Source organism: Streptomyces sp. NBC_00271 (assembly GCF_036178845.1).
Lineage (GTDB): Bacteria > Actinomycetota > Actinomycetes > Streptomycetales > Streptomycetaceae > Streptomyces.
Genome location: NZ_CP108070.1, coordinates 6,057,990 through 6,082,101 on the forward strand (window position 1 = coordinate 6,057,990; position 24,112 = coordinate 6,082,101).

Annotated in this window: 22 protein-coding genes and 2 tRNA genes; 19 read left to right on the forward strand and 5 right to left on the reverse strand. The window is 68.4% G+C overall.

Features of this window, described 5'->3' with window-relative positions; genetic code table 11:
* Positions 1-392: 392 nt before the first annotated feature.
* The 8 genes from dnaN to OG798_RS27680 all read left to right on the forward strand — a co-directional run bounded on the left by dnaN (position 393) and on the right by OG798_RS27680 (position 10,383).
* Complete coding sequence (gene dnaN, locus OG798_RS27645) at positions 393-1,523, forward strand: DNA polymerase III subunit beta (protein ID WP_121415604.1); 1,131 nt, start codon at positions 393-395, stop codon at positions 1,521-1,523.
* Positions 1,524-1,694: 171 nt separating this feature from the next.
* Entirely contained in the window at positions 1,695-2,570 is an 876-nt protein-coding gene (gene gnd, locus OG798_RS27650) for a phosphogluconate dehydrogenase (NAD(+)-dependent, decarboxylating) (protein ID WP_067376663.1), read from the forward strand.
* 63 nt (positions 2,571-2,633) lie between these two features.
* The gene (recF, locus tag OG798_RS27655) at positions 2,634-3,755 is read left to right on the forward strand and encodes a DNA replication/repair protein RecF (RefSeq protein ID WP_095853685.1); all 1,122 of its coding nucleotides are present in this window, start codon (positions 2,634-2,636) and stop codon (positions 3,753-3,755) included.
* Positions 3,752-4,333, forward strand: coding sequence for a DUF721 domain-containing protein (locus tag OG798_RS27660; protein WP_095853684.1), 582 nt, complete (start codon positions 3,752-3,754; stop codon positions 4,331-4,333). Before recF ends, OG798_RS27660 begins: the two co-directional genes overlap by 4 nt.
* A 365-nt stretch (positions 4,334-4,698) precedes the next feature.
* The gene (gene gyrB / locus OG798_RS27665) at positions 4,699-6,759 is read left to right on the forward strand and encodes a DNA topoisomerase (ATP-hydrolyzing) subunit B (RefSeq protein ID WP_177324351.1); all 2,061 of its coding nucleotides are present in this window, start codon (positions 4,699-4,701) and stop codon (positions 6,757-6,759) included.
* A 42-nt stretch (positions 6,760-6,801) separates the two neighbouring features.
* Complete coding sequence (gene gyrA, locus OG798_RS27670) at positions 6,802-9,396, forward strand: DNA gyrase subunit A (RefSeq protein WP_095853683.1); 2,595 nt, start codon at positions 6,802-6,804, stop codon at positions 9,394-9,396.
* An 18-nt stretch (positions 9,397-9,414) separates the two neighbouring features.
* A complete protein-coding gene (locus OG798_RS27675; protein ID WP_328757864.1) occupies positions 9,415-10,194 on the forward strand; it encodes a DUF3566 domain-containing protein in 780 nt (259 codons plus the stop codon).
* A gap of 112 nt (positions 10,195-10,306) precedes the next feature.
* Positions 10,307-10,383 (forward strand) — tRNA-Ile (locus tag OG798_RS27680).
* Positions 10,384-10,831: 448 nt separating this feature from the next.
* Here OG798_RS27680 and OG798_RS27685 read toward each other — a convergent pair.
* A complete protein-coding gene (locus OG798_RS27685) occupies positions 10,832-11,185 on the reverse strand; it encodes a DUF6344 domain-containing protein (protein ID WP_097225363.1) in 354 nt (117 codons plus the stop codon).
* 348 nt (positions 11,186-11,533) lie between these two features.
* Here OG798_RS27685 and OG798_RS27690 point away from each other — a divergent pair, with 348 nt between their 5' ends.
* Complete coding sequence (locus tag OG798_RS27690; protein WP_003999697.1) at positions 11,534-11,662, forward strand: DLW-39 family protein; 129 nt, start codon at positions 11,534-11,536, stop codon at positions 11,660-11,662.
* A 169-nt stretch (positions 11,663-11,831) separates the two neighbouring features.
* Entirely contained in the window at positions 11,832-13,232 is a 1,401-nt protein-coding gene (locus OG798_RS27695; RefSeq protein WP_328757865.1) for a hypothetical protein, read from the forward strand.
* 37 nt (positions 13,233-13,269) lie between these two features.
* Here the strand turns inward: OG798_RS27695 and OG798_RS27700 are convergent, their stop codons facing one another.
* Together OG798_RS27700 and OG798_RS27705 are read right to left on the reverse strand one after the other, a co-directional pair.
* The gene (locus OG798_RS27700; protein ID WP_328757866.1) at positions 13,270-14,853 is read right to left on the reverse strand and encodes a serine/threonine-protein kinase; all 1,584 of its coding nucleotides are present in this window, start codon (positions 14,851-14,853) and stop codon (positions 13,270-13,272) included.
* Between the two features lie 132 nt (positions 14,854-14,985).
* Entirely contained in the window at positions 14,986-15,534 is a 549-nt protein-coding gene (locus tag OG798_RS27705) for a DNA-binding protein (protein ID WP_095853678.1), read from the reverse strand.
* A gap of 183 nt (positions 15,535-15,717) precedes the next feature.
* Here OG798_RS27705 and OG798_RS27710 point away from each other — a divergent pair.
* A tRNA-Ala gene (locus tag OG798_RS27710) sits at positions 15,718-15,790 on the forward strand.
* A gap of 491 nt (positions 15,791-16,281) precedes the next feature.
* Here OG798_RS27710 and OG798_RS27715 read toward each other — a convergent pair.
* Positions 16,282-16,968 carry a DUF5324 family protein gene (locus tag OG798_RS27715; RefSeq protein WP_095853677.1) on the reverse strand — a complete coding sequence of 229 codons (687 nt, stop codon included), beginning with the start codon at positions 16,966-16,968 and terminating at the stop codon, positions 16,282-16,284.
* 312 nt (positions 16,969-17,280) lie between these two features.
* On the opposite strand from OG798_RS27715, the gene OG798_RS27720 reads away from it, so the two are divergent.
* Both OG798_RS27720 and OG798_RS27725 read left to right on the forward strand, forming a co-directional pair.
* Complete coding sequence (locus OG798_RS27720) at positions 17,281-17,814, forward strand: peptidylprolyl isomerase (protein WP_095853676.1); 534 nt, start codon at positions 17,281-17,283, stop codon at positions 17,812-17,814.
* A 175-nt stretch (positions 17,815-17,989) separates the two neighbouring features.
* Entirely contained in the window at positions 17,990-18,901 is a 912-nt protein-coding gene (locus OG798_RS27725) for a rhomboid family intramembrane serine protease (protein ID WP_267062333.1), read from the forward strand.
* 264 nt (positions 18,902-19,165) lie between these two features.
* On the opposite strand, the gene crgA is transcribed toward OG798_RS27725, so the two are convergent.
* Positions 19,166-19,420: a cell division protein CrgA gene (gene crgA / locus OG798_RS27730; protein ID WP_054236413.1), complete on the reverse strand. Its 255-nt coding sequence runs from the start codon at positions 19,418-19,420 to the stop codon at positions 19,166-19,168.
* 142 nt (positions 19,421-19,562) lie between these two features.
* On the opposite strand from crgA, the gene OG798_RS27735 reads away from it, so the two are divergent.
* The 6 genes from OG798_RS27735 to OG798_RS27760 all read left to right on the forward strand — a co-directional run bounded on the left by OG798_RS27735 (position 19,563) and on the right by OG798_RS27760 (position 24,086).
* Positions 19,563-20,342, forward strand: coding sequence for a DUF881 domain-containing protein (locus OG798_RS27735; RefSeq protein WP_095853674.1), 780 nt, complete (start codon positions 19,563-19,565; stop codon positions 20,340-20,342).
* A gap of 35 nt (positions 20,343-20,377) precedes the next feature.
* Positions 20,378-21,133 (forward strand): class E sortase, encoded by a 756-nt coding sequence (locus OG798_RS27740; protein WP_267063875.1) that lies wholly within the window; start codon positions 20,378-20,380, stop codon positions 21,131-21,133.
* A gap of 73 nt (positions 21,134-21,206) precedes the next feature.
* Positions 21,207-21,368 (forward strand): hypothetical protein, encoded by a 162-nt coding sequence (locus OG798_RS27745; RefSeq protein ID WP_179436505.1) that lies wholly within the window; start codon positions 21,207-21,209, stop codon positions 21,366-21,368.
* Positions 21,365-22,003 carry an aminodeoxychorismate/anthranilate synthase component II gene (locus OG798_RS27750; RefSeq protein ID WP_267062334.1) on the forward strand — a complete coding sequence of 213 codons (639 nt, stop codon included), beginning with the start codon at positions 21,365-21,367 and terminating at the stop codon, positions 22,001-22,003. The genes OG798_RS27745 and OG798_RS27750 overlap by 4 nt, the downstream gene beginning before the upstream one ends.
* On the forward strand, positions 22,000-23,271 hold the full coding sequence (locus OG798_RS27755) for a class E sortase (RefSeq protein WP_095853673.1): 1,272 nt from the start codon (positions 22,000-22,002) through the stop codon (positions 23,269-23,271). Before OG798_RS27750 ends, OG798_RS27755 begins: the two co-directional genes overlap by 4 nt.
* A gap of 62 nt (positions 23,272-23,333) precedes the next feature.
* Positions 23,334-24,086 carry a class E sortase gene (locus OG798_RS27760; RefSeq protein ID WP_257039139.1) on the forward strand — a complete coding sequence of 251 codons (753 nt, stop codon included), beginning with the start codon at positions 23,334-23,336 and terminating at the stop codon, positions 24,084-24,086.
* Positions 24,087-24,112: the final 26 nt, after the last annotated feature.

The following is a 24,112-nucleotide window of genomic DNA, read 5'->3' on the forward strand; positions in this document are numbered from 1 at the left end:
GGGAGAAGTGGCCCGAGCCTGTGCATCGAGTGTGCAGAACTTTTCGTCGTCCACAGAGACCCCCGGTTGTCCACCGTCTCCGCCCACAGGGTCAGTGGACAAAAAATCCCGGCTGACCTGCGCAAACGCGGTTATCCACGGTTTCCACAGGCCCTACTACTAAGACCAACTAGATAGAGGCTGGGAATCGATTCGAAGACGGGGCTGTGCACAACTTGCTCTCGGAGGCTCTGGTGCCGCTCGGCACGACTTGACCCCGAGGGGCACCGACTGTCAGTGCGGTGCGTCAGACTGGTCCCCGGTGTCCTGCCCGCCACAGGGCTGAACGACACCGAGTCAGACGACGAAGGCCAGCAGGGCGAGAGCGCCGGCAACAGACGGAGGCGGCAACGGTGAAGATCCGGGTGGAACGCGACGTACTCGCGGAGGCAGTGGCCTGGGCGGCACGCAGCCTCCCGGCCCGTCCGCCGGCGCCTGTGCTCGCCGGCCTCCTTCTGAAGGCCGAGGAGGGTGCCCTGAGCCTCTCCAGCTTCGACTACGAGGTCTCGGCACGCGTCTCCGTGGACGCGGAGATCGACGAGGAGGGCACGGTCCTCGTCTCCGGCCGTCTGCTCGCGGACATCTGCCGCGCCCTCCCCAACCGGCCGGTGGAGATTTCCACAGACGGTGTACGGGCGACCGTGGTCTGCGGCTCCTCGCGATTCACACTCCACACCCTGCCTGTGGAGGAGTACCCCGCGCTGCCGCAGATGCCGTTGGCGACCGGCACCGTCCCCGGTGAGGTCTTCGCATCGGCGGCCGCCCAGGTGGCCATCGCGGCGGGCCGTGACGACACGCTGCCCGTGCTCACCGGTGTGCGCATCGAGATCGAGGGCGACACGGTCACGCTGGCCTCCACCGACCGCTACCGCTTCGCGGTCCGCGAGTTCCTGTGGAAGCCGGAGAACCCCGAGGCGTCCGCGGTGGCCCTGGTGCCCGCCAAGACGCTCCTGGACACCGCCAAGGCCCTCACGAGCGGCGACAGCGTGATCCTGGCGCTGTCCGGCTCGGGCGCCGGCGAGGGCCTCATCGGCTTCGAGGGGGCGGGGCGGCGTACGACCACCCGCCTGCTGGAGGGCGACCTGCCGAAGTACCGCTCGCTCTTCCCGACGGAGTTCAACTCCATCGCGGTGATCGAGACCGCCCCCTTCGTGGAGGCCGTCAAGCGTGTCGCCCTGGTCGCCGAGCGCAACACCCCGGTGCGTCTGAGCTTCGAGCAGGGCGTGCTGATCCTGGAGGCGGGCTCCAGCGACGACGCACAGGCTGTGGAAAGGGTCGACGCGCAGTTGGAGGGCGACGACGTCTCGATCGCCTTCAACCCGACGTTCCTGCTCGACGGCCTCAGCGCCATCGACTCGCCGGTGGCGCAGCTCTCCTTCACGACGTCCACGAAGCCCGCGCTGCTGAGCGGCAGGCCCGCGGTGGACGCCGAGGCGGACGAGGCCTACAAGTACCTGATCATGCCGGTGCGTCTGAGCGGCTGAGTGAGCTGAGCCCGCCGGACCGATCGGTCTGATCGGTCCGGCGGGCTCACCCACAGGTGGGGCGTACGTCTGAGCGGCTATGCCCACAGGTGTGCGTGAGAGTCCGGGTTTAGGCTCAGACACAGGTACGAAAGTGCCCTCACGCCACGTCGAAAACCTAAGGAACAACTGATGGAGCTCGGTCTCGTCGGCCTCGGCAAGATGGGCGGCAACATGCGCGAGCGGATCCGCCGCGCAGGCCACACCGTCATCGGATACGACCGCAACCCGGACCTCGCCGACGTCCACAGCCTGGAAGAGCTTGTGGGCAAGCTCAAGGGTCCGCGCGTGGTGTGGGTGATGGTCCCGGCCGGTGCCGCCACGCAGTCCACCGTCGACCAGCTCGGCGAGCTCCTGGAGCCCGGGGACGTCGTCGTGGACGGCGGCAACTCCCGCTGGACGGACGACGAGAAGCACGCGGAGGAGCTGGCGGCCAAGGGCATCGGTTTCGTCGACTGCGGCGTCTCCGGCGGCGTCTGGGGCCTGGAGAACGGCTATGCGCTGATGTACGGCGGCGACGCCGAGAACATCGCCAAGGTGCAGCCGATCTTCGAGGCACTCAAGCCGGAGGGCGACTTCGGCGCGGTGCACGCCGGCAAGGTCGGCGCGGGCCACTTCTCCAAGATGGTCCACAACGGCATCGAGTACGCCATGATGCAGGCCTACGCCGAGGGCTGGGAGCTCCTGGAGAAGGTCCACTCCGTCACCGACGTGCGCGAGGTCTTCCGCTCCTGGCAGGAAGGCACGGTCATCCGTTCCTGGCTGCTGGATCTGGCGGTGAACGCCCTGGACGAGGACGAGCACCTGGAGAAGCTGCGCGGTTACGCACAGGACTCCGGCGAGGGCCGCTGGACGGTGGAAGCCGCCATCGACCACGCGGTGCCGCTGCCCGCGATCACCGCGTCGCTGTTCGCGCGGTTCGCCTCGCGGCAGGAGGACTCGCCGCAGATGAAGATGGTCGCGGCGCTGCGCAACCAGTTCGGCGGCCACGCGGTCGAGACGAAGTAATCCACAGATCCACAGGCCGTACGGCGGTGGATCCACAACCCTGGGGGAGGTCGGCGAACGACCATGCACGTCACGCACCTGTCGCTGGCCGACTTCCGCTCGTACGCCCGGGTCGAGGTCCCGCTCGACCCGGGCGTCACCGCGTTCGTGGGCCCCAACGGACAGGGCAAGACGAATCTGGTCGAGGCGGTCGGCTATCTCGCGACCCTCGGCAGCCACCGCGTCTCCTCCGACGCACCGCTGGTGCGCATGGGCGCCGAGCGGGCGATCATCCGGGCCAATGTCCGCCAGGGCGAGCGCCAGCAACTCATCGAGCTCGAGCTGAACCCCGGCAGGGCCAACCGCGCCCGCATCAACAGGTCCTCGCAGGTCAGACCCCGTGATGTGCTCGGCATCGTGCGCACCGTGCTGTTCGCGCCCGAGGATCTCGCGCTGATCAAGGGCGACCCCGGTGAGCGGCGCCGCTTCCTGGACGAGCTGATCACCGCCCGCTCCCCGCGGATGGCGGGCGTCCGCTCCGACTACGAGCGGGTCCTCAAGCAGCGCAACACCCTCCTGAAGTCGGCCATGCTGGCCCGCCGTCACGGCGGCCGCACCATGGACCTCTCCACGCTCGACGTGTGGGACCAGCACCTCGCGCGCGTGAGCGCCGAGCTGCTGGCCCAACGGCTCGACCTGGTCGCCGCGATCCAGCCGCTGGCCGACAAGGCGTACGAGCAGCTGGCCCCCGGCGGCGGACCCGTCGCCCTGGAGTACAAGTCGTCCGCGCCCGGCGAGGCACACACCCGCGAGGACCTGTACGAGCAGGTGATGGCGGCGCTCGCCGAGGTCCGCAAGCAGGAGATCGAGCGGGGCGTGACCCTCGTAGGACCCCATCGGGACGATGTGGTCCTCAAACTCGGCCAGCTGCCCGCCAAGGGATACGCCTCGCACGGCGAGTCCTGGTCGTACGCGCTGGCGCTGCGCCTGGCCTCGTACGACCTCCTGAGGGCCGAGGGCAATGAACCGGTGCTGGTCCTCGACGACGTCTTCGCCGAGCTGGACAGCCGCAGAAGAGAGCGCCTCGCCGAACTCGTCGCTCCCGGCGAGCAGGTCCTGGTGACGGCCGCGGTCGACGACGACGTACCGGACGTACTGACGGGGACGCGGTACGCCGTCTCCGAGGGCCTGGTGGAGCGGGTATGACGGAGAACACACCCGGCGGATCGGCCGCCTCCGAGGGAGCTCCGGAAAAGGGCCCGGAAACGGCCTCCAAGAAGACCCCCGAGCACTCCGGCGTCGACCTCGCGCGCGTGGCGTTGCGCGCGGCGAAGGAGCAGGCACGCGCGCGGGGGGACGCGGCGCAGCAGAAGAAGCAGGCGCGGCGCGGCGGCCTGCGCTCCGGCGCGCGCGCCGACGGGCGTGATCCGATGGCGCTCGGCGCCGCGATCAACCGGCTGCTCACCGAGCGCGGCTGGGAGACCCCGGCCGCGGTGGGCGGTGTGATGGGCCGCTGGCCGCAGATCGTCGGCGAGGACCTGGCCAAGCACTGCGTCCCGCAGAAGTACGAAGAGGACGAGCGGGTGCTGAGCGTGCAGTGCGACTCGACCGCCTGGGCCACCCAGTTGCGGCTGCTCGCCCCGCAGGTGGTCGCGCGGCTGAACCAGGACCTCGGGCACGGCACGGTGCGACTGATCAAGGTGCAGGGCCCCAACGGTCCCGCGCGCCGTTTCGGCCCCTTGCGCGCCCCTGGAAGCACGGGTCCCGGCGACACCTACGGGTGACAGAGGCCACATCGACCGGCTCCTGCGCGGGAGTGCACGCGGTTGCGAACACCGACCTGACTCCGCGGTAGCCAAGGGTTGACACCCGGAAGCGCTGAGTGCCGCTGTAAGCCTCTTTGAGCCCGGGTCCACATATGGGGAGTCGGGAGAGACCGGTTCAGGGCGGCACATGCGGACTCAGGTACCGGCAAACACCCATCACTGTCGGCGCTACCGGTAGACTGGAAGCTAATCCCGCCCCGCTTGCGGGGACCGTCCGGGAAAAGCTGAGCAACGCTGATCAAGGCTTACCAACGCAACGTGCCGCAGCCGCTCCGGCAACCCGCCGACGAGCTTGGCTTGTGCTGTGCCAGAAAGGGCGCTTCGTGGCCGATTCCGGCAACCCCAACGAGAACACCCCGTCCACCGACGCCGGCGACAACGCCGAGGCCACGACCTCGAACGGCGAGGTCACAGCCTCGTACGACGCCAGCGCCATCACCGTCCTCGAGGGTCTGGACGCGGTTCGCAAGCGACCCGGTATGTACATCGGCTCGACCGGCGAGCGCGGACTGCACCACCTCGTGTACGAGGTCGTCGACAACTCCGTCGACGAGGCGCTGGCCGGCCACGCGGACACGATCGACATCACGATCCTCGCCGACGGCGGCGTGCGCGTCGTGGACAACGGCCGCGGCATCCCCGTGGGCATCGTTCCCTCCGAAGGGAAGCCGGCCCTCGAGGTCGTGCTGACGGTCCTGCACGCGGGCGGTAAGTTCGGCGGCGGCGGCTACGCGGTCTCCGGTGGTCTGCACGGCGTCGGCGTCTCCGTCGTGAACGCCCTGTCGAGCAAGGTCTCCGTCGAGGTCAAGACCGACGGACGGCGCTGGACGCAGGACTACAAGATGGGCGTCCCGACCGCCCCTCTCGTCGAGCACGAGGCCACCGACGAGACCGGCACCTCGGTCACCTTCTGGGCCGACGGCGACATCTTCGAGACGACCGAGTACTCCTTCGAGACGCTCTCGCGGCGCTTCCAGGAGATGGCGTTCCTCAACAAGGGTTTGACGATCAAACTCACTGATGAGCGCGAGTCGGCGAAGGCCACGGCCGGTGCGGACGAGGCGGGTGCGGACGAGAAGGCCGAGGTCAAGACCGTCACGTACCACTACGAGGGCGGCATCGTCGACTTCGTGAAGTACCTCAACTCCCGCAAGGGAGACGTGGTGCACCCCACCGTCATCGATCTCGAGGCCGAGGACAAGGACAAGAGCCTGTCCCTCGAGGTCGCGATGCAGTGGAACAGCGGCTACAGCGAGGGCGTGTACTCCTTCGCCAACATCATCCACACCCACGAGGGCGGTACGCACGAGGAGGGCTTCCGTGCGGCGCTGACCTCGCTGATCAACAAGTACGCGCGCGACAAGAAGCTGCTGCGCGAGAAGGACGACAACCTCACCGGTGACGACATCCGTGAGGGTCTGACCGCGATCATCTCGGTCAAGCTGAGCGAGCCGCAGTTCGAGGGCCAGACGAAGACCAAGCTGGGCAACACGGAGGCGAAGACCTTCGTCCAGAAGGCCGTCTACGAGCACCTCAACGACTGGCTGGACCGCAACCCGAACGAGGCCGCGGACATCGTCCGCAAGTCCATCCAGGCGGCCACCGCGCGCGTGGCGGCCCGCAAGGCTCGCGACCTCACCCGCCGCAAGGGCCTCCTGGAGACGGCGTCCCTGCCGGGCAAGCTGTCCGACTGCCAGTCGAACGACCCCACCAAGTGCGAGATCTTCATCGTCGAGGGTGACTCCGCCGGCGGCTCGGCCAAGTCCGGACGCAACCCGCAGTACCAGGCGATCCTCCCGATCCGAGGCAAGATCCTCAACGTCGAGAAGGCGCGGATCGACAAGATCCTGCAGAACCAGGAGATCCAGGCGCTGATCTCGGCCTTCGGCACCGGGGTCCACGAGGACTTCGACATCGAGAAGCTCCGCTATCACAAGATCATCCTGATGGCGGACGCCGACGTCGACGGCCAGCACATCAACACCCTGCTGCTGACCTTCCTGTTCCGCTTCATGCGGCCGCTGGTCGAGGCCGGGCACGTGTTCCTGTCGCGCCCCCCGCTGTACAAGATCAAGTGGGGCCGGGACGACTTCGAGTACGCGTACTCGGACCGTGAGCGCGACGCGTTGATCGAGCTGGGCAAGCAGGCCGGCAAGCGCATCCGCGACGACTCGGTCCAGCGCTTCAAGGGCCTCGGCGAGATGAACGCCGAGGAGCTGCGGATCACGACCATGGACCAAGAGCACCGGGTCCTCGGCCAGGTCACGCTCGACGACGCCGCCCAGGCCGACGACCTGTTCTCGGTCCTCATGGGCGAGGACGTCGAGGCCCGCCGCGCGTTCATCCAGCGCAATGCCAAGGACGTCCGCTTCCTCGACATCTGAGTCGGTCTCAGCTGACCGCAGCAGAAAGGATCCTCACCAGCAATGGCCGACGAGAACACTCCCAGCACGCCTGAAGAAGGCGGCGAGATCACCCTGCGCGTCGAGCCCGTCGGGCTCGAGACGGAGATGCAGCGCTCGTATCTCGACTACGCGATGTCCGTCATCGTGTCGCGCGCGCTGCCCGACGTCCGGGACGGCCTCAAGCCCGTCCACCGCCGCGTCCTGTACGCCATGTACGACGGCGGCTACCGGCCCGAGAAGGGCTTCTACAAGTGCGCCCGCGTCGTCGGCGACGTCATGGGCACCTACCACCCGCACGGTGACTCCTCGATCTACGACGCGCTGGTCCGCCTCGCGCAGCCGTGGTCCATGCGAATGCCGCTGGTGGACTCCAACGGCAACTTCGGCTCTCCGGGCAACGACCCCGCGGCCGCCATGCGCTACACCGAGTGCAAGATGGCGCCGCTGTCCATGGAGATGGTCCGTGACATCGACGAGGAGACCGTCGACTTCACGGACAACTACGACGGCCGCAACCAGGAGCCGACGGTTCTGCCGGCCCGGTTCCCGAACCTGCTGATCAACGGCTCGGCGGGCATCGCGGTCGGCATGGCCACCAACATCCCGCCGCACAACCTCCGTGAGGTCGCGGCCGGCGCCCAGTGGTACCTCGAGAACCCCGAGGCCAGCCACGAGGAGCTGCTCGACGCCCTGATCGAGCGCATCAAGGGCCCCGATTTCCCGACCGGCGCCCTTGTAGTGGGCCGAAAGGGCATCGAGGAGGCGTACCGCACGGGCCGTGGCTCCATCACGATGCGCGCGGTCGTCGAGGTCGAGGAGATCCAGAACCGCCAGTGCCTGGTGGTCACCGAGCTCCCCTACCAGACCAACCCCGACAACCTCGCGCAGAAGATCGCCGACCTGGTGAAGGACGGCAAGGTCGGCGGCATCGCGGACGTCCGCGACGAGACCTCGTCCCGTACGGGCCAGCGGCTGGTCATCGTCCTGAAGCGCGACGCGGTCGCCAAGGTCGTCCTGAACAACCTCTACAAGCACACCGATCTGCAGTCGAACTTCGGCGCCAACATGCTGGCGCTGGTGGACGGCGTTCCGCGCACGCTGTCGCTCGACGCGTTCATTCGCCACTGGGTGACGCACCAGATCGAGGTCATCGTCCGTCGTACGCGCTTCAGGCTGCGCAAGGCCGAGGAGCGCGCGCACATCCTGCGCGGTCTCCTGAAGGCCCTGGACGCCATCGACGAGGTCATCGCGCTGATCAGGCGCAGTGACACCGTCGAGATCGCGCGCGAGGGCCTGATGGGCCTCCTGGAGATCGACGAGATCCAGGCCAACGCCATCCTCGAGATGCAGCTGCGCCGACTGGCCGCCCTGGAGCGTCAGAAGATCATCCAGGAGCACGACGAGCTCCAGGCGAAGATCACCGAGTACAACGCGATCCTCGCCTCGCCGGAGCGCCAGCGCTCCATCATCAGCGAGGAACTCGCGGCGATCGTCGACAAGTTCGGCGAGGACCGTCGCTCCAAGCTGGTGCCCTTCGACGGTGACATGTCCATCGAGGACCTGATCGCCGAGGAGGACATCGTCGTCACCATCACGCGTGGCGGCTACATCAAGCGGACCAAGACCGAGGACTACCGCTCGCAGAAGCGGGGCGGCAAGGGCGTACGCGGCGCGAAGCTGAAGCAGGACGACATCGTCGACCACTTCTTCGTGTCGACCACGCACCACTGGCTGCTGTTCTTCACCAACAAGGGCCGCGTCTACCGCGCGAAGGCGTACGAGCTCCCGGACGCCGGGCGGGACGCGCGTGGACAGCACGTCGCGAACCTGCTGGCCTTCCAGCCGGACGAGGCGATCGCCGAGATCCTCGCGATCCGTGACTACGAGGCGGTGCCTTATCTGGTGCTGGCCACCAAGGGCGGCCTCGTGAAGAAGACGCCTCTGAAGGATTACGATTCCCCGCGCTCCGGCGGTGTCATCGCGATCAATCTGCGCGAGACGGAGGACGGTTCCGACGACGAACTGATCGGAGCCGAGCTCGTATCGGCCGAGGACGATCTGCTGCTGATCAGTAAGAAGGCGCAGTCGATCAGGTTCACGGCGACGGACGACGCTCTGCGGCCCATGGGCCGTGCGACCTCGGGCGTCAAGGGGATGAGTTTCCGCGAGGGCGACGAGCTGCTCTCGATGAATGTTGTTCGACCCGGTACGTTCGTGTTCACTGCTACGGACGGCGGGTACGCGAAGCGGACCGCCGTTGACGAGTACCGCGTTCAGGGTCGTGGTGGCCTCGGTATCAAGGCCGCCAAGATCGTCGAGGACCGCGGGTCCCTCGTTGGCGCGCTGGTGGTCGAGGAGACGGACGAGATCCTCGCCATCAGCCTGTCCGGCGGTGTGATTCGCACGCGAGTCAACGAGGTCAGGGAGACGGGCCGTGACACCATGGGTGTCCAACTGATCAACCTGGGCAAGCGCGATGCCGTGGTCGGCATCGCTCGTAACGCCGAGGCCGGTCGCGAGGCGGAGGAAGTCGACGGCGAGATCGCCGAGGACGAGACCGCCGAGGGCGTCGAGGCCGTCGGTACGGACGAGGGCGAGCAGTCCTCGCCCGAGTAGCGCGAGGAGTGAGTCATCGTGAGCGGAGCCACGGGCGCCGGATCGACCGGTACGGATACGGACGGCGGCCGTGGCTCCGCCGCGGAGGCGGCTGACTCCCATGACTCTCATGGATCCCAGGGGGGAACTGTGACGGACACCCGAGGCCCGCAGGCCCAGCAGTACGCGGCCGGAGCGGGCCCGGCGGCGGCCGGTCCGGCAAAGACCAAGGCCGCGCCCGGTGCGGCGGCCCCACCGGGGGCTCCTTCGGCCGGTTCGACCGCTTCGGCGGCCCCTGCTGGGGCCGCACCCGAGGCCGGCTCCGCGCTGCCGGGGGAACGGCAGCCGCAGCAGCCCGCGCAGCCGTACCACCCGCCGCAGGCGTACCCGGCTCAGACGCCGTCCGGCGCCGTACGCCGGCCGCGGACCGGAGCGCGCACCGCGCCCCGCACCCGCAAGGCGCGGCTGCGGGTGGCCAAGACCGACCCCTGGTCGGTGATGAAGGTCAGCTTCCTGCTCTCCATCGCGCTCGGCATCTGCACGATCGTGGCGGCGGCGGTGTTGTGGATGGTCCTGGACGCGATGGGCGTCTTCTCGACGGTCGGCGGCACGATCTCCGAGGCGACGGGTTCGAACGAGTCGAACGGCTTCGACCTGCAGTCGTTCCTCTCCCTGCCGCACGTCCTGATGTTCACGTCGATCATCGCGGTCATCGACGTCGTGCTCGCCACGGCGCTCGCGACGCTCGGCTCGTTCATCTACAACCTCTCCGCGGGCTTCGTCGGCGGTATTGAACTGACCCTCGCCGAGGACGAGTAACAGCAGCTCGTCGGGCTCGGCCAGGAGGCCTGGGATACCGATTTTGGGACTGGCCGCGTCGTGCGCTAATCTTCAGAGGTCAGCGCGCGGGACACACACCGCAAAGCGCGGCGGGGCTATAGCTCAGTTGGTTAGAGCGCATCCCTGATAAGGATGAGGCCACAGGTTCAAATCCTGTTAGCCCCACCAACCAAAAAACCCCCGGGTGATCACACCCGGGGGTTTTTGGGCATCTACGGCTGACATCAGTGCGGGCTCAGGAAAGCGATGATTGCGCGGAGCGCCGCACCGGGTCGGCCGGTGGAGTTCGCCAGGGAGGCGTCCTTCTCAGTGCGAGCCGGGCTCGCCCAGCAGGCCCACGGCGTGGTCTGCCTGCCCCTGAACTGGTGGCCGTGAACCACGACACGGACGCCACTGGACGGGCCGGATCTGCGGCCACCGGGAGGCGATCCTGACGATTGTCGAGCGGCACGATTGTCGAGCGGCGCTGGTGTGCGGGACGGGGCGAGGTGCCGGACATGGCGAAGTCCCGGCAGCTCTTTCGAGGTGCCGGGCCTTCGGATCCGTGAGTGCGGTGTACGCAAGTTCGCCGCTACGTCGGGGGAGAGGGACTGGGGATGGGGCGGAGCCGCGTCTGTCAGCGCTGCAGGCGGGTCTCGGGCTCGGTGTGGGGGTCAGGAGCGTAGAGCGACGCGAGATCGGCCAGGTCGGCCTCGGTGGCCTCGGTCGGCGGGCGGTGCCGGCAGCTCGGTGAGGAGCCGTGGGCCTCGGCGCGGATGCGTTGCTTCATCGTGGGGGGCAGGGCCCGGCTGTGTGGACCGACCCAGGGAGAGATCGTCGGTACTGTCGCGGAGACCGTGCTGTTGCGCGTCGCTTCGGCCTGCGGTACAGCCGCGGCCGCGGTGGTCGTGATGAAACCGAGCGCCGTGCACAGCGCGACGAAGGCGGTGACGATGGCGGTCCACAGCTTCATGACCTTGTTCTGGGTCATGGCCCCTCACTTTCGGGTCAGGCGATTTGCGTACTTTCCTCATGATGTGTATGCGGGCTGCGAAGTGGTGGACCGACGCCCGTGGCGCGTCGATGTTCAGATCAACACCACTCGGATGGACGCAAGAGGGCGGAAAAGTGCCCGGAAGGCACGAGAGGGTGCCGAAAGTCGCTGTATGTGAGGTGTGATCACCCTGCGATACGACCGTGGTCGGAGCGGCCGGATCCGCTCCTACTGCTCTCCGCCGGGCGGCAGTTGGCGGCCGATGCAGGTCACCGATCGATATCGGTCGGTGTGTATAGTCGGGCGCCAGAGGTCCCCTACGTCAACGAAAGACGAGGTCGCGCGGTGAAGAAGCTTCTCCTGGTCGCACTGGCCGCCATCGGCGGGCTCCTCGTGTACCGCCAGATCCAGGCGGATCGCGCCGAGCAGGATCTGTGGACGGAGGCGACTGACTCCGTGCCCACGGGTTCGTGAGAATCGACACCAGTCTCAGATCAGACCCCGGCCGCCCTTGCGGTCGGGGTTTTGTATTGCCCCGACTCGTCCTGAATTCGCTTCAGTGAACGAATTGATTGCGTAGGCGAAGGCATCGGCCTTTGGGCGGGTCGTTTCGGCCGCTTGTACGGATAGCGGGGGTGACCCCGTGACCGGCGGGGCAGGATGGGCCACGGTCCGGGGCGACGACGAGGGGTGGCGCGTGATGGGGCGGCGCACGGCATGGTGGCACGGCGGTCGGCCGCTCGCGATCGTGGCAACGGTCTTGTGCGCGACGGCGGCCCTGCCCGGACGGCCCGCCGCGGCAGCCGAGACCGGTACACCGAAGCCGTACGCCTTCGCCCAGGACGCCACGACGGTCCGGGGAGCCACGGGCACCACGGACGCCGTACGGCTGGAGCGCGGCGGGACGTACCGCAGTTCCCTCGGCAAGGACGGCAAGCTCTACTACCGCCTGGAGCTCGACGCCACCTCCAACGCGTACATCGCCGCCACCGCAGTCCCCAGGCCCGGCGCCGAGGTCGCCTACTCCGACGGCGTCAAGGTCTCCGTACAGGACGGCAACAGCAGCAGCTGCTCCTCCTCCACGACCGCCCACTTCGGCGCCTCCCAGAGCCCCCACCCCATCACCGCCTGGGCGTCGCGCGAGATAGGCCCCGGCAAGTACGCCTGCCAGGCGGCCGGAACGTACTACGTGGTCGTCGAGCGCACCTCGGCACCCGTCTCCCCGGCCTCCCCGCCCTCCTCCCCCGACGCCTGGGACCTCGAACTGAGCTATGTGTCGGAACCCCGCTTGAAGAAGGCGGGTTCGACCAGTGCCCCCGAGACCTGGAACTCCGCCTCGCCCGAGGCCCTCCAGGGGGACGCACGGCCACGCCGGGGCGGCGCGGGGTTCACCACGGCCGGCGCCCTCGAACAGGGAGTCTGGAAGGACGGGATCAGCCCCGCGCAGACGCTCTTCTACAAGGTGCCGGTCGACTGGGGACAGCAGTTCCACGCCACCGCCGAACTCGGCAGTTCGAGCGGCGGTGAGGGATCCATGGGCACGGCTCTCGTCATGTCCCTCTACAACCCCGTGCGCGGACTCGTCACCGACGTGGGCGCGGGATACGACGGCAGCCAGCGGTCGGCCGCTCTGGATCCGCTGCCGCCCGTCGAGTACGACAACCGCTACGCCTTCAACAACCGGACCAGCGGCATGCGGTTCGCCGGTTCGTACTACCTCGTCGTACACCTCGCGGCGCAGGTCGCCGACAAGTTCGGCGACGGGCCGTTCGGACTGACCTTGCGCGTACGGGTGGACGGCGCCGCGCAGACCGGCCCGGCGTACGCGGGGCGGGCCGTACCGCAGGACGTGTTCGACTCCGCGACCGGTGACTCCGTGCCGGCCACGGGTGGGATGGCGCCTGCCGGAAGCGGCGGGAGCGACGACGCCACCACCATGAAGCTGGTCGCCGTGGGCGGTATCGGCACCGGGACCGTCCTGGTGCTGGCGCTCGGGCTGTGGACGCTGGCCGCACGACGGCGGGCGACGCCGCGCGGCTGGTAGGCCCGTCAAGGGGGACAGGGCCTACGGGCACCGGAGCTCAGATCTGGGTCAGCGCCCAGAAGCCCACCGCGAAACAGGCCAGCGCGAGGAGCAGCACCGGGACGGCCACCTTCGCGGGCGGTCCGGGGCGGGGCTGCGCGTGCTGACGCGTCGCGGCGGTCGGATCCGCGGGCCGCACGAGGGAGGGCGGCTGCACGGGCGTGTGGTCGAACGGCAGGGCATGGGTGGGGGCCGGCACCGGCAGCACGACCGAGGTGGGGGGAGTGGGCGGCTGATCGTGCTGCCACAAGGACTGGGGCCGTGGCTGCGGTGGCGGCAGGTGGAAGCTGCCGGTGTCCGACATCGTGGACGGCTGCGGGGGTGTGGCGTCGGGAACGGGGTGCGGTGGTGTGGCGCCGGGAGCGGGGTGCGGTGGCGCGGCGCCCGGGGCGGGGCGGGGAAGTGCGGCGCCGGGAGCGGGCTCGTGTCGTACGGCGGCGGGGGCGGCCTCGTGTCGTACGCCCCCGGAGGAACGATCCGCCCACGCGGCACCGGAGACGGGCTCCCCGGACAGCGCCCCGGAATCGTGACGCCACGGCCTCGAGTCGTGGGGGCCGGAACCGGTGCCGGAGGCAGCGCCGGACGCCGTGCCAGAAGTGGTGCTGGAGCCGGTCGCGGGCTCGGGGCCGGTCCCGGTGCCGGTGTCGGAGGCAGAGCCGGACCACGAAGCCGCGTTCTCCGCGGTGCGTGCCGTGGTCGCCCTGAGCGGCCCTTCCGGGCCGAACCCCGGTGGAAGCGGACCGAGTTGGTCGAAGACCTCGACCAGCTCGTCGTCGGGGCCGGGCTCGGGCAGCAGCTCGGCGGCCGAGGCCAGCGCCTTGCGTGCCCCGGTCGCGGTGCGGAACCGTGCCCGCGGGTCCGGCTGCAGCAGCGTGGCCACGACCTGCCACAGCGGTTCGGGGATGCTCTGGGGAGCGGCCGGTGTGCCGTTCTCCGCGAAGTACTCGATCAGGGCCTTGGCATCGGGTCTGGCCCCTTCGAGCAGGTAGAGGGCGACCAGCCCGACGGCGAACAGATCGGCGGGGAAGTCCGGCTCGGCGCCCATCATCTGCTCGGGAGCGAAGTAACCGGGCGTTCCGACCACGTAGTTGGTCTCGGTCAGCCGTGGCTCACCCAGTCGCATCGCGATGCCGAAGTCGGACAGCCGCAGCCGTGGACGGGCCGTACCGGTCGCTTCGAGCAGGATGTTGGCGGGCTTGATGTCACGGTGCACGACGCTCTCCGCGTGTACCGCGGCGACTCCCGAGAGGAGCTGGTCGAGCAGGGTGCAGACGAACGGGGGCGGCAGCGGGCCGTAGTCGTTGACCAGGTGGACCAGGGAGCCCCCGGCCACCAGGTCCATGGTGAACAGGACCTTGTCGTCGTCGGCGGCCCAGCTGGCGGGCGCGAGCACATGTGGATGATCGATCCGCAGCGCCTGCTCCCGCACGAAGCGCAGCAGCGCGTGCGCGTCGCTCTGCTGGAGCACCTTGGCGGCCACATAACGGCGCCGCCGTTGGTCCCAGGCGCGCCAGACCGCACCGACTCCCCCGTGGCCGATCGGGTCGACCAGTTCGTAGCGTCCGGCGAAGACCTCACCCATGGTCGTGCGTCGCTCCCCTTCGGCGGTCGGTCCGGCGCAGGCCCCCCGTTGAGACGCCCGGCGGCCCGAGGTGCGGAGCCGGAGGGCGTCCTGAGCCCCCGGCGCCGGGTGTGCGGCGTCCGGGCCGTCGGCTCAGTTCTGGTGCGACTGGTAGTGCGCGACCGCGTCGGAGGTGCGGCCGGCGCCGTACACCCGGAGGAACTCTGCCAGTTCCGGGTGGGTCGGGGCGAGGGTGTCGGCCGCGTCGATGATGTCCCCCGCGGCTGCCACGGAGCGCAGCAGCGACTGGATCTCGCGGACCACCCGCTTCACCGTGGGCGCACCTGAACTGCTCGTCGACTGTGTGGTGTTGCTGAGCACCGAGCCCCCTTGCGACTTCTTGATCTCGTCCATGCGCTCGGTCGCCTCGGCGGCGCTGACGCTGCCGTCCGCGACCTGCCCCGCCAGGTCCTGCAACAGCTGCACGCGCTGGACCACCGCCGGATTGCCGATCTTGGCACGCTGACCGCTCATCAGCTGCGACAGCATGGGCGCGGAAAGTCCCAGCACCCCGGCAAGACGCGCCTGGTTGAGGCCCAGATCCTCTATGAGCCTACGGAAGAGCGCCCCCAGTGGCTCCCCGTACCAGTTCCGCTGCAGCTCTTGGGCTCTTGCGGTTGCTTCCTGCTGTGCAGCGTCCATTGCGTCTCCCCATCGCTTCCCCAAATACGGCGGTTCGCTGTCGCGAACCACGTCGAGCATCTTACGGAGAGTGGTCGCCCACGGGGACCCCCAATCTTTTTGCGAGATCCCGGGGGTGACCCGGTACTCTGGTCTGCGGCGCCCCACCGGTATCCGATTCCACCGGCTGGACGCCTGTCTTCCGGGGCCTTAGCTCAGTTGGTAGAGCGCTGTCTTTGCATGGCAGATGTCAGGGGTTCGACTCCCCTAGGCTCCACATCCCGGACCGGTCAGACGCCCTTCGAGGCGGCTGGCCGGTTCTTGTTTTTCGGTGACCTGAGTCACGCGGCAGGCTTCGCAGTCGTTGCAGTTGTTTGCGCAAACGATCGGCTTGCGTGCGGGCGTCGATGGCGCCCCGCCGGTGGCCTACGTGGCAGGGGGGCGGTCCGCGCCGCCGTCGAAGCATCCCGTGAGCTGCTGTAAGCAGATATGCGTAATCATGGCAATGCGCAGGGTGAAGAGAGTCTGTGTGGATGTTGTGAGCATCGGTCGTTGCAAACGGCATCGTGGCGGAAGGCGTAAATCGGCTTGTTCGCGTGCCGCGCCCACGGGTCCGTCGTTCGGTTCCACTCCGCCGGTTCCGCCGCCCCGGTTCGCCGGTTCCGCCGGTTCCACGTGAAACATCGCCGTGGGGCAGGAGACTCTCAAGTCTCCTGCCCCACGGCGATGTTGTTGCCCTTGCTCAGGGCCCGTTTTCCTGGTCCGGGGTCAGCGGCGGTCGTCGCGGTCCGTCTCCTCCTCGGCCTGCTTGGCCTGGACCTCGGGGTCCAGGTCGGACAGGCCAGTGCCGTCGACCGAGGACAGACGGCCCGTCTCGGGCACCTCCGTCGCGGCGGGCGGCTCGACCAGCCAGTCGGGGTTGGCCTGCTTGTCCCACCACTTCCAGGCGGCGAAGGCGCCGCCCGCGAGAATCCCCAGAACGAGCAGCCCCTTGGCGACGCGGCCGGCTTTCGCGCGCCGCTCGTGCTTGCGGACCAGTTTCTGGATCTCCTGGGGCGAGACCTGTCCGCGCAGCGCGGCGATGGCCGCCACACCGCGTGATGCGGCCTCCTCACGTACAGGCTGGGCGGCGGCCACCGCCTGCTCGATCCTCGGCCTGGTGTACTCGGCGGCCTGCACGGCCGCCTGCCGGGTACGGACGGCGGCCTGATCGACCTTCGGCGGCACATGCGTACGGGCCTGTTCAAGGCGCGGCGCGAGATGGGCGCCGTACTGGACGCGGGCCTGTTCTGCGGCCAGCGACACCTTGGGCGCGAGCCGTACGAGTGCCTCGTTCGCGTAGTACGAGGCCCGGTCCTTGGCCGTGTCGGCGTAAGGCGCCACCACTTCCGCGGCGTGCAGCACGCTGTCCTTCGCCGAGCCGGTCGCGGCGCGCACGCTGTCAATGCGGGTCACGGGTCTTCCTCCTCCTCGGTGGCGTACGTGGGCGTTCGAGTACCCCAAAGGGGGCACGGTTCACCTTTCCGCCCTGTTCGAGATCATGCCCCCCGAGGGGCCGCGAGGCATGCGAGATAGGGCATACGGGGCAACAGGAGCTTGTCGCCGACAATGCCACGGATCGTCGCTTCGCGTCCCGTCCACGCAAGGACTCGATGGGATTTCCGCAAGGGCGACCCCGGATATTCGCTCGGAGGTGGTGGTCGAGCGACGCGCGGCCCGGTCCGTGCGAGGATCGGGGGGTCAAAAGAAGGCAACGGAAGGCAGATCGTGGCTGAGCAGCTTTACGCCACCCTGAAGACCAACCAAGGCGACATCGAAGTCCGGCTTCTGCCGAACCACGCGCCCAAGACGGTCCGGAACTTTGTCGAGCTTGCCACGGGCGAGCGTGAGTGGATCAACCCGGAGACGGGTGAGAAGTCCACCGACAAGCTCTACGACGGCACGGTCTTCCACCGGGTGATCAGCGGATTCATGATCCAGGGCGGTGACCCGCTGGGCAACGGCACCGGCGGCCCCGGTTACCAGTTCGAGGACGAATTCCACCCGGAGCTCGCCTTCGACAAGCCGTACCTGCTGGCCATGGCCAACGCCGGCCCCGGCACCAACGGCTCGCAGTTCTTCATCACCGTCTCCCCGACAGCCTGGCTGACCCGCAAGCACACCATCTTCGGCGAGGTCACCAACGCGGCCAGCCAGAAGGTCGTGGACACCATCGCGAGCACCCAGACCAACCCGCGCACCGACCGCCCGGTCAACGACGTCGTCATCGAGTCGGTCGTCGTCGAGACCCGCAAGAGCTGAGACCCACCCCGCGAGGGCTGAGACCCGCGAGGGCTGAACCCCGCGAAGGCTGAGACGAAGGCTGAGGCCCAAGGACCCGAAGGTCCCGAGGGCTCCCGCAGGGAACCAAACGCCCCGCTCATCCGTAAGGATGGGCGGGGCGGTGCATTGCGTACGACCGGATTGAGGGGACCCCATGGACCAGGCGCCAGGCAACCCGCAGGGCCCGCAGGACCAGGGGCATCAGGACGCCCAGGCCCTGCCCACCTGCTACCGGCATCCGGATCGTGAAACCGGCGTGCGCTGCACCCGCTGCGAGCGCCCCATCTGCCCCGAGTGCATGATCAGTGCCTCCGTGGGCTTCCAGTGCCCCGAGTGCGTCCGCGCCGGCTCCGGTACGGGCCACGCGCCGTCCGCCTCGCAGCCCCGCACCCTCGCGGGCGGCACCATCGCCGCGGACCCCCGGCTCGTCACCAAGATCCTGATCGGGCTCAACCTCGCCGTCTTCCTGGTCCAGCGGTCGGTGGGCGACGGCTTCACCGACCGCTTCTACCTCATCGGTCACGCGTACATCCCGCTGCTCGGCTCGGCCGAGGGCGTCGCCGAGGGCCAGTGGTACCGCATGCTGACGGCGATGTTCCTGCACGGCAGCTATGTCCACATCCTGTTCAACATGCTCAGCCTGTGGTGGATCGGCGGCCCCCTGGAAGCGGCCCTCGGCCGTGCCCGCTATCTCACCCTCTACTTCGTCTCGGGCCTCGCGGGCAGCGCACTCAGCTACTTCCTCGTCGCCCCGGAAAAGGCCTCACTCGGCGCCTCCGGCGCGATCTTCGGCCTCTTCGGCGCGACCGCCGTCCTGATGCGCCGGCTCAACTACGACATGCGGCCCGTGATCGCCCTGCTGGTGATCAACCTGATCTTCACCTTCGGGTGGAGCAACATCGCCTGGCAGGCCCACATCGGCGGACTCGTCGGTGGTGTCGTCGTCGGTTACGCCATGGTCCACGCCCCGCGCGAGCGACGGGCCCTGATCCAGTACGGGGTGTGTGCCGTGGTCCTGGCCGCGGTGGTCGTCGCGACGCTGGTCAGGACGGCTCAGCTCACCTGAGGTACCGCTCGGCTCACCCGAGAAGCCTGGGAGAGCTGTGTTGTCCACAGACCGTGGTGGATCTTGTGCACGCTGTGTGGGAACAGCTGTGCCCCCTGTCGCTGACCCGAGTTTTCGCAGGTCGGACAGGGGGCGAACAGGTTTGCGGATCCCGGTAGGTCAGTCACACCGGCGTCAACCCCGGATGAGTTATCCACAGATCGTCTTAGTTTTCCACCTGTGGAAAACTCTTGTGGATAACTCAGTGGATAACCCTGGGCAGAGCTACTTCCACTGCGTGGAGACGCCGAATCCCGCCGCGATGAAGCCGAAGCCGACCACGATGTTCCAGTTGCCGAGGGCGTCGATGGGCAGCGAGCCGTCCGTCACGTAGAAGATGACGATCCAGGCGAGGCCGATGAGGAACATGGCCAGCATGACGGGTGCGACCCAGCCGCGGCTGGTCAGCTTGATGTTGGTCGCCTGCTTCGCCGGGGGCGGCGTGTAGTCGGCCTTCTTGCGGATACGTGACTTCGGCACGAGGGTCTCTCCTGTCGATGCGCTGCGTGGCCGCGCAGGGAACTGGGGCGGGCTCCGGGGCAGCGTACAAGGGGACACTGAGCGCTCCCCCGGGCGTCCGTTAGCGTAGTGCTTCCGCGGCGCCGAAGGAGATAAGGGTACGTTGAGCAATTCTGCCGACTCCCCCGGGACGGGTTCGAGTCCTGCCGTTACGCGCCGTTTCCGGCCCGTACGTGTACTCACCGTCGCCGTCTTCGCGCTCGCCGGGCTGATTTTCTTCACCAGCTTCAACACGGCCAAGGGCACCAATATTCGCACGGACGCGTCGTTGCTGAAGCTCTCCGACCTCATCCAGGAGCGCAGCCACAAGAACGCGTCGCTGGACGAGTCCAACGGCGTCCTGCGTGACGAGGTCGACACGCTCGCCGGGCGGGAGAACGGCGGCAGCGAGGCCGACACCGCCAAGCTCGCCGCGCTGGAGAAGAACACCGGCACCCAGAAGCTCAAGGGCAAGGCCGTCACGGTCACCCTCAATGACGCACCGCCGAACGCCACGGCCAAGCTGCCCGGCTACCCCGAGCCACAGCCCGATTACCTGGTTATCCACCAGCAGGACCTGCAGGCCGTGGTGAACGCCCTGTGGCTGGGTGGCGCCCAGGGCATCAAGGTGATGGACCAGCGGCTGATCTCCACCAGCGCCGTGCGCTGCGTCGGAAACACCCTGATCCTCCAGGGCCGGGTCTACTCGCCCCCGTACAAGATCACCGCGATCGGTGACCCCCAGAAGCTCCAGAAGGCCCTCGCCGACTCTCCGGCGATCCAGAACTACATGGTGTACGTCAACGTCTACGGGCTCGGCTGGAAAGTCGAGGAGAACGGGACGGTGACTCTTCCCGGCTACTCGGGCACAGTGGATCTCCACTACGCAAAACCTGTGGAGTAGTGGCTGAAGCAGCTGCCGCTGGGGGTCCCGTGTCGGTGCGAGTGCTCGTCCGGACAGTGAGCGAACTGTGCATCACCATCGGCACGCTCATCGTGCTCTTCGTGGTCTACGTCCTGTTCTGGACGGGCGTGAAGGCCGACAGCGAGATGAACCACCAGATCGACCAGCTCCAGAAGCAGTGGTCGAAGGGATCGGTCGCGCAGCGGTCGAAGGCGCCTCCGAGCAGCCCGACCACCACCCCGACCACCACCCCGGCAACCGGGAACCCGAAGACGCCGACGGCGAGAACGACCGAGAGCCCGAAGGCCCCGGGCCCCTACGCCTACGGCAAGCCCTTCGCGGTGATGTATATCCCCCGTCTTGGTTTCACGTGGAACAAGCCCGTACTCGAAGGCACCGGCACGAGCGTCCTGCAGAAGGGGCTCGGCCACTACCGGGGGACGGCCCAGCTCGGGCAGGAGGGGAACTTCGCCGTCGCGGGGCACCGGCGCACGTACGGCGACCCGTTCAAGGACTTTCCCCAGCTGCGCAGGGGGGACGCGGTGGTGCTGACCGACGGGACGACCTGGTTCACGTATCGGATCGACAAAGGCCCCTACAAAACAGTGCCCACGGACGTTGAGGTGATCGATCCTGTGCCACGTAAGTCCGGGTACACGGCTCCGGGCCGCTATCTCACGCTGACCACGTGCGATCCGGAGTGGGGACACAGCCATCGGCTGATCGTCTGGGCCCACCTGGATTCCACGCAGCCCGTGGAGGCCGGGAAACCTCAGGCGCTACGCCGTTAGTCTGGTCCCGTACGGCGTGGGTCCGATGGTGTAGGGCGTGGCTCTGGTGCCGTGATGCGACGGAAGGGACAGCATGTACGGCTTCATCTGGCGGCATTTGCCGGGTAACGCATGGGTGAAGGCGCTGATCTCACTCGTGCTCGTCCTCGCGGTGGTCTACGTACTCTTCCAGTACGTCTTCCCGTGGGCCGAACCGCTGCTCCCCTTCAACGATGTGACGGTGGACAACCAGTGAGCGCGCGGATTCTCGTCGTCGACAACTACGACAGCTTCGTCTTCAACCTGGTCCAGTACCTGTACCAGCTCGGCGCCGAGTGCGAGGTGCTGCGCAACGACGAGGTCTCGACCGCGCACGCCCAGGACGGATTCGACGGCGTACTGCTGTCACCCGGCCCCGGCGCTCCCGAGCAGGCCGGCGTCTGCGTCGACATGGTCCGCCACTGCGCGGACACGGGCGTCCCCGTCTTCGGCGTCTGCCTCGGCATGCAGTCGATGCAGGTGGCGTACGGCGGTGTCGTGGACCGGGCGCCCGAGCTGCTGCACGGCAAGACGTCGTTGGTGGAGCACGAGGGCAGAGGGGTCTTCGACGGACTGCCGTCCCCCTTCACCGCGACCCGCTACCACTCGCTGGCCGCCGAGCCGGAGACCGTCCCGGCCGAGCTGGAGGTCACCGCCCGTACCCACGACGGGATCATCATGGGGCTGCGCCACCGTGAACTCCCGGTCGAGGGTGTGCAGTTCCATCCCGAGTCGGTGCTGACCGAGCACGGTCACCGGATGCTCGCCAACTGGTTGGTGGAGTGCGGCGACCAGGGTGCCGTGGCGAGGTCGGTGGGGCTCGCCCCGGTGGTGGGCAGGGCCACGGCGTGACCGCCCTGCGCCCCGAGCGCGAGTCCGGCGCCGCCTACGGCGGCACCGGAGACGACGGGTCCTCGTACGGGCAGCAGCCGTACGGGGGACCCGGCGCGTTCGAGGCCGCGGTCGAGCAGCTCGCGGATCCGCTCACCGATCCGCTGCCGGGCCAGGAGTGGTCCGGTCAGGGACAGCACCAGTACGCCGCGGACGGCCCCGAGGGGTACGCGCCCGACTGGCAGGGGGTGCCCGGAGGTGCGCAGGATCCTGCTCCCGCCTACGGCGCACCGCCCACCAGACCCATGCCCGTGTACGCCGAACCGGTCGTCGCGGCCCCGAAGCTGGACGACGAGACCGTGGCGCTGCGCGCCTCGGAGATCTCCGAGGCGCGGCGCAGGGCCGAGCAGTTGGCGGGTCGGGCCACGAACGAGGGGATGCCCGCTCCCGGGGGCCGTGCGGCGCGGCGCAAGGCGGCGCGGCGCCACGGGCGCCACGGAGGGGCTCAGGAGCCCCAGGAGTCCCCGGGTGCCCAGGAGTCGGTGGAGTCGGCGGAGAGGGCCGCTGAGGCCCCGCTGAGCCGTGTTCAGGCCCGGCGGGCGGCGCGCGCGCGGAAGCCGGGTGCGGCCGTCCTCGTCAGCCGGCTGATCGGCGAGGTGTTCATCACCACCGGCGTCCTGATGCTGCTGTTCGTGACCTACCAGTTGTGGTGGTCGAACGTGCGGGCGCACCAGCAGGCGGGCAGTGCCGCGCACCACCTCCAGGAGGACTGGGCGAGCGGCAAGCGGAGTCCGGGGACGTTCGAGCCTGGGCAGGGTTTCGCCATCCTGCACATCCCGAAGCTGGACGTGGTCGCTCCGATCGCCGAGGGCACCAGCAAGTCGAAGGTCCTCGACCGCGGAATGGTGGGTCACTACGGCGAGGGAGCCCTGAAGACGGCGATGCCGGACGCCAAGACCGGCAACTTCGGTCTCGCGGGGCACCGCAACACGCACGGAGAACCGTTCCGGTACATCAACCGGCTCAAGCCCGGCGACTCCATCGTGGTCGAGACCCAGGACGACTACTTCGTCTACAAGATGACGTCGATCCTGCCGGTGACGTCCCCGTCGAACACGAAGGTGCTGGATCCGATCCCCCAGGGGTCCGGTTTCACGGCGCCGGGCCGCTACATCACACTGACCACCTGCACGCCGGAATTCACCAGCAAGTACCGCATGATCGTGTGGGGCAAGATGGTCGAGGAACGCCCGCGCAGCAAGGGCAAGCCGGACGCGCTCCTCGGATAGGAGCCCCGTCGGGCACCAGCACGTGAGACAACCTGAGACAGACCAGACGGGGCAGATGCACAGTGGCAGCGAGGACCGACCACGACGAGCGCGCCGAGGCCGACGCCGACGCCGAAACGGCCGCTCCGAAGCGTCGTGGGGCGAGCAAGATCGCGATGGCGGTCAGCATCCTGGGTGAACTCCTCATCACCGCGGGCCTGGTGCTCGGCCTGTTCGTCGTCTACTCGCTGTGGTGGACGAACGTCGTCGCGGACCGCAAGGCCGACAAGCAGGGTGACAAGGTCCGCGACAACTGGGCCCAGGACAAGAGCGGCCCGGGTGCGCTGGACACCAAGGACGGCATCGGCTTTTTGCACGTTCCGTCCATGAAGAACGGCGAGGTGCTGGTCGAGAAGGGCACCTCCACGAAGGTCCTCAACGACGGTGTCGCCGGCTACTACATCGACCCCGTCAAGGCGACGCTGCCGATGACCGACAAGACGGGCAACTTCACGCTCGCCGCCCACCGCGACGGCCACGGCGCCAAGTTCCACAACATCGACAAGATAAAGAAGGGCGACCCGATCGTCTTCGAGACCAAGGACGACTGGTACGTCTACAAGGTCTTCTCGATCCTCCCGGAGACCTCGAAGTACAACGTCAAGGTCCTCCAGTCGCTCCCGAAGCAGTCGGGCAAGACGAAGCCGGGCCACTACATCACCCTGACGACCTGCACGCCGGTCTACACGTCGGAGTACCGCTACATCGTGTGGGGCGAGCTGGAGCGCGTGCAGAAGGTGGACAGCGCGCGCACGCCGCCGAAGGAACTGGGCTGAGGCGGGCCGGTCAAACGACTCGACCG